We start from the raw sequence: 12802 nt of genomic DNA on the forward strand, positions 1-12802 counted from the left end.
CATGCTCAGTCGTCAATTAGAAGTTTCACTCCGTTTGGCTGTTAGCATGGCTCGTCAAAAGAGACATGAGTTTCTTACGGTTGAACATTTATTATTAGCTTTACTCGATAACGACTCAGCGGTAAATGCTTTGAAAGCATGTGGTGCTGAAATTATCAGTTTGCGTAAAGAATTAGAGGAGTATGTTGAGCAACATACGCCTAAACTCGGAGAAAACAACGACCAAGCCCCTCATCCAACTGAAAGTTTTGATCGTATATTGCAACGTGCAATTTTCCATGTTCAATCGAGTGGTGGTGATCGTACTGTAGAAGGTGCGGATGTTTTGGTTGCAATGTACTCTGAACGTGACTCTTTTGCTGTGTATTTGCTCAAACGTCATCAAATCAATCGTTTAACGCTGACTCAATATTTATCGCATGGTGCGCGTAAAGAAGAGATTCAGGTTGAAGAAGAATCTGATGATCTTGAAGGTGAATCAAGCGCTTCAGCAAATGCAGGTCCACTTGAGCTATATACCTTAAATTTGAATATTGAAGCGCAAAAAGGCAAAACTGATCCTTTGATTGGTCGTGAGAAAGAAATTGAGCGCGCTGCTCAAATTCTCTGCCGCCGTCGGAAAAATAACCCTTTATTGGTCGGTGACCCTGGTGTGGGTAAAACTTCAATTGCTGAAGGTCTTGCTTGGTTAATCGTGAATGGTAAAGCGCCTAAACCACTTGCCAATGCTGAAGTGTTTAGTCTAGACATAGGGGCTTTAGTTGCAGGTACTAAATATCGTGGTGACTTTGAGAAACGTTTAAAACAACTACTGAACGCTTTGAAAAAGAAACCCGATGCGATTTTGTTTATTGACGAAATACATATGATTATTGGCGCTGGCTCAAGTATGGGCAGCACGATGGATGCATCCAATTTGATCAAACCTGCATTGGCAAATGGGACTTTACGTTGCATTGGTTCAACGACTTTCCAAGAATATCGTCAAGTTTTTGAAAAAGATCATGCTTTATCACGTCGTTTCCAAAAAATTGATGTGAATGAGCCATCTATCTCAGAAACAATCGATATTTTACGTGGGTTGAAAAGCAAATTTGAAGATTTTCATCATGTCAAATATGAAGATTCAGCTTTAGTGTCAGCGGTTGAGCTTTCTGCTAAATTTATCAATGATCGTTTCTTACCGGACAAAGCAATTGATGTGATTGATGAAGCAGGTGCGCAACGCCGTTTGAAAGCAGAACAAGATGATACATTGATCACGGTTGAAAATATCGAAGATATTATTTCTAAGATTGCACGTATCCCGCCTAAAACTGTTTCTAAAGATGATAAATCTGTATTGGAATATTTGGAGCGTGATCTTAAGCGTGTTGTATTTGGTCAAGATGAAGCGATTAGTGCATTAGCATCTGCGATTAAATTGTCACGTGCTGGTTTAAAAGCACCAGATAAACCAGTCGGTAGTTTTGTGTTTGCTGGTCCTACAGGTGTGGGTAAAACCGAAGTCACCAAACAATTGGCAAAATTACTGGGTGTTGAACTTGTGCGTTTCGACATGTCTGAATATATGGAACGTCATGCGGTATCTCGATTGATCGGTGCGCCTCCTGGTTATGTGGGTTATGATCAAGGTGGTTTGCTGACGGATGCCATCCATAAAAATCCGCATTGCGTATTGTTATTGGATGAAATTGAAAAAGCGCATCCAGATGTATTCAATTTGTTATTACAAGTCATGGATCATGGGGCGTTAACTGATAATAATGGGCGTAAGTCTGATTTCCGCAATGTGATTATTGTGCTTACCACCAATATTGGAGCCGAAAGTATTTCTCGTACCAGTATTGGATTTACAGAGCAAGACAACAGTAATGACAATCAGGAAGCAATGAAGCGTGCATTTGCTCCAGAATTCCGAAATCGTTTGGATGGCGTGATTCAGTTTAAAGCTTTACCTACAACCGTGATTGAATCTGTGGTAGATAAGTTCTTAACTGAGCTTCAAGCACAGCTTGATGACAAGAAAGTTGTACTTGAAGTTGATCAATCTGCGCGTGATTGGATGGCTGAAAATGGTTATGACCGTTTGATGGGCGCTCGTCCGATGCAACGTTTAATTCAAGAACATCTCAAGAAACCGCTTGCTGAAATGATCCTCTTCGGTGAGCTAGCAGATCATGGCGGTAATGTTGCAGTGTCTGTGAAAAAAGAGAATGGCAAAGCTGTTGGCTTAACACTTGAGGTTTTTGAGGACCAAACTGCTGAACCAGCATAATGATGGACGATGCTTAGCCTTAGTGATTTAGAAAATAACCCGCATTGATTGCGGGTTATTTTTTATTTGAATAATCTGTTTCTACAATCTTCATATTTTGCAGCCATGTTAAGAATAATGTTGGCCATTGCGTTGTTTCTGTATTTGCCTTTCCTAAACCCCAGCCATGTCCACCATTTTTAAATAAATGTAATTCATAAGGGATTTTGTTTTTATCTAAAGCCATTTGCATATCTAAACTATGTTGAACAGATGCAATGTGATCATCAAGCGCATGTGCTAAAAATATTGGAGGAGTATGTTGATTCACCTGTAAATTGACTGAAAAAAATGCTTGTTTCACTGAATCATGATTTTTCCCCATTAAACTTTTATAAGCATGCGTATGGTCTAAGGGGGCTTGCATACTAATCACAGGATAAAGTAATGCGACAAAGTTGGGTTGAGCTGATACTTGATCGATTGAATCATGAAGTGTTGAAAATTGATGTGACCATTGGGTAGCAAGCATACCTGCTAAATGTGCGCCAGCAGAAAATCCCAATACACCAATTTTTTCTGGATCAATATTAAATCGTTCTGCTTGAGCCCGAATGATGCGTATGGCTCTTTGTCCATCTTGAAAGGGCGCAAGAGTATCATTAGCATCCTGATTGGGCAGTCGATAGATTAATTCAAATACTGTAAAGCCGTGTTGTTGTAGAAACTCTGATGTAGGTGTACTTTCTTTGGCAAGTTCTTCTCGGGCATATCCACCACCGCTGATCGTCATAACTGCAACATGGTTATTATATTTTGGTGTATATAAGTTGAGATAGGGGGAGTCAATGTGGCTGACAGCACCATGTTTAATAACTGTATTTGGATTTTGTGTTGTGATGGATGTGTTTGTCCAAAGCGGAAGCGTAAATATTGCTGCTTTAATTTGTTGGCTGAAAAAAAAGATCAGTAAGAAACCACATAAGGTATAGTGGATGTTCATTTAAGACGACAAGATTTTAGAGATTATTATTTTATCGTATTTGTTGGCGTATAAAATAATCGATGGATGCTTTAATGTAAGATTTTCTTTTTTTTGTTCAACATAGGCAATAGTTGAATACTAAAAATTGAATCAGTCATCAAGGAAAATAAATTTATTGCAGATATTCTGTGAAAATCACCTATACTTTTACAATATCAATTACGCTTGAGTAGAAATGGATATTGCATTTAATAAACTGTTCACCACGATTTTATTATTTTTAGTCACGGCAGTTGCTGAAATTCTAGGTTGTTATTTTCCTTATCTCATTTTAAATCAAAACAAAAGCCATTGGTTATGGATACCTACTGCCTTAAGCTTAGCCGTATTTGTTTGGCTTTTAACTTTACATCCAGCAGCATCTGGGCGGATTTATGCAGCATATGGCGGAATCTATATTTTTTCGGCCTTAATGTGGCTGAGATTTGTTGATCAAGTTAGTCTCAGCCGTTGGGATTTACTTGGAGGATGTATCGTCATCATCGGAGCTTTGGTGATTATTTTACAGCCACAAGGGTTGATTCGCTAAAGACGTCCCGAATAGTTTCAATTTAAGATTAATGCGAACCCAATATTTCTAACTGAGTTATTTTACAAACTTCAGGTAACGCTTTCCGGTATTCTTGGTAATCTTGAGTATATTTTTTAAACCATTTTTGATATTCAGGGTTCAATCTTAAATTTGCTAGATTGGGCTCATCTTCAAAAGACGAGGGTTCAGTGCTGTTCTCATCTGAAAATTCTAATTGCTTTAAATACGAGAGTGCTTTTGCGGGTTGATTTAATAAGGCATAAAATTCAGCTAAAAATTCATTTTCACGCTGAGTATGCTTACGATTTTTATTGACCACTGTTTCAATTTTTTGTTGATTATCCCTTAACCATCTTTCAGCTGCTTTGGGGTTCTCTCTATTCAAGCCTTGGTAGTATTGCTGCGCAAGAATGATAAAGTTTCCAGAGTCAAAGGCTTGTTCAGGATTGGATAGATACTCAAATAAAGGCTTTTTGAGGATGTTCACTAAACGTTTCTGTTCTTCTATATCTCGATGATACTTGTATAGCAACATTAATTTATCACTTAATACAGCATAATAGTTCCTTTGATATTCTTCATCGTCAGGTTCAATTTGAATCAAGGTTTCAAACAATTGCTCCGCTTTAAGTAAATAAGTTAAACGAGGAGTTGGATCACTATTTTTTCGATAATATACAGACATTTGTGCATAGAAAAGTCCAAAATTATTCAATGCAATGGCATCTTTCGGGTCACGTTTCTTTAATGCAAGATAGGCTTGTTCTGTGAGTTCTTGAATAGGATGAGACTGCTCTGTGCAATGTTGATCAAGTAAATATTCAGCATAGCCAGAAGTAATGATCGCATAATTGTGTAAATAAACTGAATCGTTATAATCAATTTCTTCAGCTTTGAATAATTGTTGCACAGTGGGCTGTGATTTTTTGATTTGAGCTTTGATCTGAGGTTCTAGTTTGGCTAGTTTTTTATTTCCCAAAACCTGATCACTTAAATTTTCAATGCTTTCAATATCATTGTCACTGATCTCAGCGTAGACGATTGTGCAACTCAATGATAATAATAATAAGAGATTTTTTATTTTCAAGATGAATTCTTCACATTTATATTATTACAAATAATTGTATAGAAGCTCAGTTAAAACAGCAAAATTTGTTGTATTTGAATTAAAAAAGCATCCAGTAAACTGAATGCTTTTTATCGGTCATCCATGACTATTGAATAGGTGGATGCTGTAATTGGTTTAACTCTTTTTTACTGAAACCTCTTGAGATCAGTACTTTCTTAATTCCAGTAATCACATCTTGATCTGTAGTGTTCATCAACGCGGATAAGAGTTGATCATTGGATTTACAAGAGCAATCATTTTCAACACATGCAATCTGATTTTTATGTTCATTTTGCACAGTATCTTTAGCCATAAACAGCTTTTGCCAAAAACTCATAGAGCCTTCATACGCAACCTAACATAGTTCGAAATATAGACGTTTTTTTATAAAATTCAAGATGGCTGCTAAGGTAAATGGTCGAGTTATAGACTAAATTTGCCAACCATTGAAAATTTTCTAAGTTGCTTTTTTGACTTTAAATATAAGAAAATATGATATGTTGTTGATATAAATAAAAATTATTAAGAAAAAAAATGCCATGAAATCTGTCATGGCATGTCATGGTTGTAATAAATTGTTTAAATCTTTTTAAGCAAAACCCCAGATTCAACATGATGCGTGTAGGGGAATTGATCAAACATTGCAAATTTAACAATTTTATGGGTCTTTGTGAGGGTTTCCAAATTGCTGTAAAGTGTATCTGGATTACATGAGATATAAAGAATCGTCTCGAAACCTTGCAATAATTTTAGCGTATCGTCATCAATCCCTGCACGAGGCGGATCGACAAAAACCGTATCAAATTGATAGCTTTGCACATCAATTTCTGCTTCTTGCAAACGACGGAATTCACGTTCACCATTATAAGCTTGGGTAAATTCTTCAGCAGATAGTCGTGCTACTTGAATATTATCAATCTTGTTTTGCTCAATATTCCATTGCGCTGCATAAACAGAAGACTTCGCTAACTCAGTTGCCAAAACACGATTAAAATTTAATGACAATGGAAGGGTGAAGTTACCATTACCACAATAGAGTTCAAGCAAGTCTTGATTGTCGCCATTCACTGCTTGGCAAGCCCACTGCAACATTTTTTGGCAAACTTGCGCATTAGGTTGAGTAAAACTACTTTCAATTTGTTTATACTGAAATTTTCTTTCAAATACCTGTAATTCTTCAACAACAAACTCATCGCTCAATACTAATTTTTGACCGCGGCTACGTCCAATAATTTTAATATTGAGTTTCTCAGCCAATTGTTTTGCTAAAACTTCCCATTCTTCATTCAAAGGTGCACGATAAATTAATGAGACCAGCATTTCGCCTTTCAGTGTTGCAAGAAAGTGCACTTCAAAAAGACGTTTGGATAAGATCGGATTGACTTTTAGTTCAGCCAATAAAATTGGCATAAGTTGATTGATACTAAGATCTGCTATAGGAAATTCATCAATACGTGCAACTGTTTTTTGTTGATTTTCATCCCGTTCAAACATGGCATAGAACATATCGTCTTCTGTATGCCAAATACGGAATTCTGCACGCATACGAAAGTTTTGTTCTGGTGAAGCAAAAACTTCAAGTGATGGTGGATTAAATTCAGCAAACTGCGTTTGAATACGTTCAATTTTGGCATCAAGTTGTTGTTGATAAGATGAAGTCATATAAATCAGAAAAACGTTGGAATTAAGCAGTGATGATGGTATCAAAAATAGCTATAGATGGACACCAAATAACAGCCCATCTTACTTAATTTATTCTGCCTATAGATCAGACTCCGTGGATCATTTATTTTCAACACAGGAGTGAAATGCGGACTAACGATTGCTAAGGTGTTCAACCAAATAGTCAATAAACACCCTTACAGCAGGGAGTAAACCACGGCGTGAAGGATAAACTGCGTGAAAAATACCATGAGGTGCTTTCCAATCTGGCAATACACGGACCAATTCACCTGATGCAACAAAATCATTGGCAATCGTATCTGGAAGAAGTGCAATCCCACAGTTTTGACTGGCTAATTTTGCCAGCATCATCAAATCTGATCCCATAAGAACAGGATTGACTTTAATTTTTTTCTGTTGGTTCTGACCATCATGCAAAATCATTTGTTGATCCAAATGTTCATCGACCATACTTAAAATACGATGTTCAGTTAAATCTTCTGGTTTTTTTAGCATCCCAAATTCATTTAAGTAGGCTTGGCTTGCAAGAAGATGTTGCTCAATATTACCAAATTTTCTTAATACTAAACTTGGGTCATCATCTAAATTTGCACGTACGCGCAAAGCAAGATCAAAGCCTTCATTGATAATATCGACGCGGCGGTTACTGACCAACAGTTGAACTTTAATTTCAGGGTAGGCTTTTAAGAAAGCAGGTAAAATTTTGGATAATTCACTTTGGGCAACAGTAACGGGTACACTGACTTTAATCAGTCCACGTGGTTGTTCGCTGAGATGATCGACCAAATCATGTGCAGATTGAGCTGCATTCATCATGACTTGTGCGTGGCGATATATGTTCATACCAATATCAGTCACAGCAAAATGACGAGAACTACGCTGAATCAGACGAACGCCTAATTTTTCTTCAAGATTATACACTCGGCGACTCAGCTTAGACTTTGGAATATCGGTCGCACGTTCAGCAGCACTAAATCCGCCATGTTCAACCACCAAACCAAAACAGTAAAAATCATCCAAATCAGTCAGCATGAGCCATTCCATTAATACAACAATCTGGCATTTTTAACCTTAATTATTGCATTGAGTCAATTGTGAAAAAACAAAGAGTTTAAGCCGTACCCGCCATCAGAATAAATTGAACCTGTTTATATTCTTCCAATCTTAAAAGATCTTTGGTCGTTGGATGCGGAATACGAGAAAGATCCATATTGTCTGCCACATCAGCTAATTTGACAATTCTTGCAATTGGATTTTTTACAGCACGATAAGCCGCTTCGATGCGTGATTCATTTTCTTTTTTGGTCAAGGCAAGGATGGCATCAACAATTTCTTGACTAAAACCCAGGGAAATTAAATCGACCACAGTTGTATCAGTGTCTTCTAAAATATCATGCAATACAGCCACAATCTGCTGTTCAGAAGTTTTAACTTTAAACATTAATCTCAATGGATGGAAAATGTAGGGTTGTTGTCCTTTATCTTTTTGACCTGCGTGTTTACGAGCTGCTAAAGCAATCGCTTTTTCAATCGTTGACATAGTATCCTTATCTATCTTTTCTGTATTTATAAAAGGTTTTAACCCGTAATTTTTAACCTGCGATAGCATCGTCTAAATTCAGTGTTTAATTTTGCTAACTGGTTTAAAATACAATTTTATTTTGTTCTAAAGCGTATGCCATTTCAACTGATCACTCTAGAAAATTCTCAAGAAAATGTTACATGCCCCCATTGCAGACATCCAGTTATTGATTGGAATGAAGAGCAATATCTTCAACCCTGTGAACATACTTTGTTTATTGCGATGGATTTAGGTTTTGAATATATCTCAGATGTGTTTGAACAGACAATGCAACGCAGCGTGGATGAAATTCATCAACATGATGATCAAGGGCTTAACATCTTCAATGAATTGAGTCAAAGTACCTATGCAGATTATATCATTTTCAAAACCAGTCTAGGTGTCGTCGGTGCACAAGAAATTTATCGCTATATCGGCTTTAATGCTTAAATCTAATTTAAAAATACTCGATGTAGATCCAGATGAGCTGATTATTTCATAAATGTATGTTGGGAGATTTCTACTTCATCAAGCAGCCACTCAACAAATTTCGCAATCAATGGCGATTGTTGTTGTTCTGCATAGACAAAGTAATAGGCACGTGAGCCTTTGAGTTTAATATCAGAGGCAATCACTAAATCACCTGAGCGTAGTTCTTTTTCCAGCAATTTCTGTGGAATAAGTGCAACACCCATATGATGTGTAGCTGCTACAGCAAGCATAGAAAACAATTCATGCCTTTGTCCCTCTAAGGCAAAGGGATGTTCATAGCCATTCACTTCAAACCATTCTTTCCAAATATAGGGGCGTGTGGTTTGTTGTAGTAAAGGTAAAGTTGCTATTTCTTCCGCAGTCAAGCTACGACTTAAATGTCCTGAAGGTGCTTTTAATTCGGGGAAGTACTTAAAAATTAAATCAGCTGAACAGACAGGTACCACATCTTCATTCATTAAAAAATGAATTTTTGCACCAGGCCAATTTTCGATTTGTTCGGGTGTTCCCGTATAAATGGCGGCATCAAAAATATGTTCACTGAATAAAAAGGGTTTGGTGCTGGTTTCAAGGTGAATGGTGATTTCTGGATAGACTGCATTGAACTTATATAGTCGGGGTAACAACCAACGTGTGGCAAATGTCGGAACCACACCAAGCTTTAATGTACCGCCTAAACCTTTATGACTGATTAAATCAAGCGTACTTTGTTCAATACCCAATAAATGAGATTTTATATTTTTATAATAGTGTTCACCTGCTTGGGTCAGTTCAACGCCATGTCGAGTTCGATTGAATAAATGTAGTCCCAAAAAATCTTCTAATTGCTGGACTTGACGAGAGATTGCGCTTTGTGTGAGATGCAATTCTTGTGCAGCAAAGGTATAACTCAAATGTTTCGCAGCAGCTTCAAAACAAATTAAAGATTGTAATGAGGGAATCATTCTACGCATATTCTTTCCTTGAATATCTTGGTTTATTTCGAAGTCACACTGAACATCTGCAGATGTCGTTTTAGCAAAAATAAATCATCAACAATAGTTCCATAATTTTTAATATTTCTAAAAAGCCTATAAAAATACAGCAAGATGAGCAGTTGTATGGATTATTTCAACAATAAAATATGATTTATCCTTAGATTTATAAGAACATAAGATATGCATAAATGGAATATCTGAATGAGAATTTATCGTTTGAAAGAATGATTTTTCACACATAACATCAAGGACAAGAACACAAAATACATCAAGCAGAGGATGCGATGAATCAAATGGTCAATTCAGCAAAAAAACCACGTGTACAGTTTAATTGGCAAGATCCCTTTTTATTGGAACAGCAACTCACTGAAGAAGAGCGTATGATCCGTGATGCTGCCTATGCCTATTCACAAGATAAATTGATGCCTAGAGTGCTTGAGCAGTTCCGCCATGAACAGACAGATATTTCAATTTTTCGTGAAATGGGGGAATTGGGGTTATTAGGGCCTACAATTCCTGAGCAATATGGCGGTGCAGGGCTTAATTATGTAAGTTATGGTCTGATTGCCCGTGAAATCGAGCGTGTGGATTCGGGCTATCGTTCAATGGCGAGTGTACAAAGTTCATTGGTGATGGTACCTATTAATGAATTTGGCTCAGAACAACAGAAGCAGAAATATTTACCAAAACTGGCATCAGGTGAGTTCATTGGCTGTTTTGGTTTAACCGAACCTGATCATGGATCTGACCCAGGAAGTATGATTACACGGGCAAAAAAAGTTGCAGGTGGTTATCGTCTGACGGGTTCTAAAATGTGGATTACCAATAGTCCAATTGCAGATATATTTGTGGTTTGGGCAAAGGAAGTTTCAGCGGAAGGTCATGTCGGTGAGATTCGGGGCTTTATTTTAGAAAAAGGTTGGGAAGGACTTTCAGCACCTGCAATTCATGGCAAGGTGGGTTTGCGTGCCTCGATTACTGGCGAAATTGTCATGGACAATGTTTTTGTTCCTGAAGAAAATGCATTTCCTGAAATTCGTGGTTTAAGAGGTCCTTTTACTTGCTTAAACAGCGCTCGTTATGGAATAGCATGGGGTGCAATGGGCGCTGCTGAGTTCTGTTGGCATACTGCTCATCAATATACAATGGATCGCAAACAGTTTGGTCGTCCTTTGGCAGCAAACCAATTGGTGCAAAAGAAGTTGGCAGATATGCAAACCGAAATTGCACTAGGTTTACAAATTGCTTTGCGCTTTGGACGTCTGAAAGATGAGGGAATTGCTTCAGTGGAAGGAACTTCCTTAATTAAACGTAATAACTGCGGTAAAGCCTTAGATATTGCTCGTGTCGCTCGAGACATGATGGGTGGAAATGGTATCAGTGATGAATTTGGGGTTGCTCGCCATCTGGTCAATCTTGAAGTGGTTAATACCTATGAAGGTACACATGATGTCCACGCCTTGATTCTTGGACGCGCCCAAACGGGTATCGCTGCTTTTTCTAATTAATTTATAAGTTTTAAAACAGGGATGTTGAATCAGCATCCCTTTAGGCTTTTTTTACCTTAAATTTCAAAAAAATAAGGTAAACATATAAACGATAGAAGGATTCATCGTGAAAATATCTCATTATCTTTAACTATTCTACTTAAATACCCTAACTTCACTCCTAGATGGTACTCAATAAAAATAATAAAGAAAGCAGTAGAGTAAAGATGAAAGATAAGCGATGACTCATTTGGGAAAATGAGGTAAAGGAAAAATGAACAATGAGGTTCAATCTGTTGCAATTACAGCAAAAGGCACAATGCCTTCGAATATTGGGACTTATGAAAAAATAGGACCCAACACATGGAAATGGGCATTGTTATTTGCATATTTTGCCATGGTGGTTGATGGCGTAGATATTATGTTGTTGTCCTATAGTTTAACCAGTTTAAAGGGTGAGTTTGCATTATCTACTTTTCAAGCGGGTGCTCTAGGGAGTGCATCATTAGCAGGAATGGGGATTGGTGGAATCTTGGGAGGGTGGTCTTGTGATAAGTTTGGTCGGGTGCGCACCATTGCAAATTCGGTGACCTTCTTTTCTGTAGCAACATGTCTATTAGGTTTTACGCAAAGCTTTGAGCAATTTATGGCATTGCGTTTTATTGGTGCATTAGGAATCGGTGCGTTATATATGGCATGTAATACCTTAATGGCTGAGTATGTGCCTACTACTTATCGCACAACTGTATTGGGTACATTACAGACTGGGCAAACAGTAGGATACATTGTAGCAACACTTTTGGCGGGTGCGATTATTCCTGAACATGGTTGGCGGGTATTATTTTTCATTACGGTCATTCCTGCGTTTATCAATATTTTCTTACAACGATTTGTTCCAGAACCAAAATCTTGGCAGTTGACCAAAATTGATCAAATGCAAACGAAAAAGACGCCTGAAGTTGTAATTCGAGAAAAACCAAAAAGTGGCAGCATCTACAAGCAGATTTTTGCCAACTTTAAACATCGTAAAATGTTTTTACTATGGATGACGACGGCATTCTTTTTACAATTTGGTTATTACGGTATCAATAACTGGATGCCAAGCTATCTTGAAACTGAAGTGCATATGAATTTTAAAAATCTAACCAGCTATATGGTAGGTTCATATACAGCGATGATTCTAGGCAAAATATTGGCAGGTTATCTCGCAGATAAATTTAATCGTCGAGCAGTATTTGTATTTGGTACGCTTGCCAGTGCGATTTTCCTTCCAGTCATTATTTTCTTTAATACACCAGAGAACATTTTGTATTTATTGGTCACGTTTGGCTTCCTGTATGGAATTCCTTACGGTGTGAATGCAACCTATATGGCAGAATCATTCTCGACTGACGTTCGAGGTACAGCAATTGGTGGTGCATATAACATTGGACGTGTTGGTGCTGCAATTGCGCCAGCAACCATCGGATTTTTAGCCTCAGGAGGGACTTTTATGACTGCCTTTATTGTTATGGGGGCTGCATATTTTGTCGCAGGCGTACTTCCTGGATTATTTATTAAAGACCGTCAATATGATCCACAACAACAATAGTTATTGATCTAAGCATATTAAGCGCTTATGGCATATCGTAAATATGACGAATTGTTTGTAAGTCCGATT

The 12802-nt window shown here is 37.5% G+C and carries 12 protein-coding genes; 5 read left to right on the top strand and 7 right to left on the bottom strand.

Annotated features, from left to right (window positions below):
- Position 1: 1 nt before the first annotated feature.
- Entirely contained in the window at positions 2 to 2278 is a 2277-nt protein-coding gene (clpA, locus tag AAV97_RS08380; RefSeq protein ID WP_004830949.1) for an ATP-dependent Clp protease ATP-binding subunit ClpA, read from the top strand.
- 55 nt (positions 2279 to 2333) lie between these two features.
- Here the strand turns inward: clpA and AAV97_RS08385 are convergent, their stop codons facing one another.
- A complete protein-coding gene (locus AAV97_RS08385; protein ID WP_046760326.1) occupies positions 2334 to 3260 on the bottom strand; it encodes an alpha/beta hydrolase in 927 nt (308 codons plus the stop codon).
- 217 nt (positions 3261 to 3477) lie between these two features.
- On the opposite strand from AAV97_RS08385, the gene AAV97_RS08390 reads away from it, so the two are divergent.
- Positions 3478 to 3831, top strand: a complete 354-nt coding sequence (locus AAV97_RS08390) for a YnfA family protein (RefSeq protein WP_009585019.1) — start codon at positions 3478 to 3480, stop codon at positions 3829 to 3831.
- 28 nt (positions 3832 to 3859) lie between these two features.
- Here the strand turns inward: AAV97_RS08390 and AAV97_RS08395 are convergent, their stop codons facing one another.
- The 5 genes from AAV97_RS08395 to AAV97_RS08415 all read right to left on the bottom strand — a co-directional run bounded on the left by AAV97_RS08395 (position 3860) and on the right by AAV97_RS08415 (position 8165).
- On the bottom strand, positions 3860 to 4921 hold the full coding sequence (locus tag AAV97_RS08395; protein ID WP_046760327.1) for a tetratricopeptide repeat protein: 1062 nt from the start codon (positions 4919 to 4921) through the stop codon (positions 3860 to 3862).
- Positions 4922 to 5048: 127 nt separating this feature from the next.
- Positions 5049 to 5279 carry a hypothetical protein gene (locus AAV97_RS08400; protein ID WP_004830945.1) on the bottom strand — a complete coding sequence of 77 codons (231 nt, stop codon included), beginning with the start codon at positions 5277 to 5279 and terminating at the stop codon, positions 5049 to 5051.
- A 242-nt stretch (positions 5280 to 5521) separates the two neighbouring features.
- Positions 5522 to 6604 (bottom strand): tRNA (uridine(54)-C5)-methyltransferase TrmA, encoded by a 1083-nt coding sequence (trmA, locus tag AAV97_RS08405; RefSeq protein WP_046760328.1) that lies wholly within the window; start codon positions 6602 to 6604, stop codon positions 5522 to 5524.
- 153 nt (positions 6605 to 6757) lie between these two features.
- Positions 6758 to 7657, bottom strand: coding sequence for a LysR family transcriptional regulator (locus tag AAV97_RS08410; RefSeq protein ID WP_004830943.1), 900 nt, complete (start codon positions 7655 to 7657; stop codon positions 6758 to 6760).
- Positions 7658 to 7736: 79 nt separating this feature from the next.
- Positions 7737 to 8165: an HD domain-containing protein gene (locus AAV97_RS08415; protein WP_004830942.1), complete on the bottom strand. Its 429-nt coding sequence runs from the start codon at positions 8163 to 8165 to the stop codon at positions 7737 to 7739.
- Positions 8166 to 8300: 135 nt separating this feature from the next.
- On the opposite strand from AAV97_RS08415, the gene AAV97_RS08420 reads away from it, so the two are divergent.
- Complete coding sequence (locus AAV97_RS08420; protein ID WP_046760329.1) at positions 8301 to 8636, top strand: hypothetical protein; 336 nt, start codon at positions 8301 to 8303, stop codon at positions 8634 to 8636.
- 41 nt (positions 8637 to 8677) lie between these two features.
- Here AAV97_RS08420 and AAV97_RS08425 read toward each other — a convergent pair whose 3' ends face one another.
- Positions 8678 to 9631: a LysR substrate-binding domain-containing protein gene (locus AAV97_RS08425; protein WP_005029191.1), complete on the bottom strand. Its 954-nt coding sequence runs from the start codon at positions 9629 to 9631 to the stop codon at positions 8678 to 8680.
- A 308-nt stretch (positions 9632 to 9939) separates the two neighbouring features.
- On the opposite strand from AAV97_RS08425, the gene AAV97_RS08430 reads away from it, so the two are divergent.
- On the top strand, positions 9940 to 11163 hold the full coding sequence (locus tag AAV97_RS08430) for an acyl-CoA dehydrogenase (RefSeq protein WP_046760330.1): 1224 nt from the start codon (positions 9940 to 9942) through the stop codon (positions 11161 to 11163).
- A gap of 253 nt (positions 11164 to 11416) precedes the next feature.
- Positions 11417 to 12733, top strand: a complete 1317-nt coding sequence (locus AAV97_RS08435) for an MFS transporter (RefSeq protein WP_046760331.1) — start codon at positions 11417 to 11419, stop codon at positions 12731 to 12733.
- Positions 12734 to 12802: the final 69 nt, after the last annotated feature.

Origin of the sequence: Acinetobacter sp. Ag2 (genome assembly GCF_001005515.1) — a bacterium.
GTDB lineage: Bacteria > Pseudomonadota > Gammaproteobacteria > Pseudomonadales > Moraxellaceae > Acinetobacter > Acinetobacter bereziniae.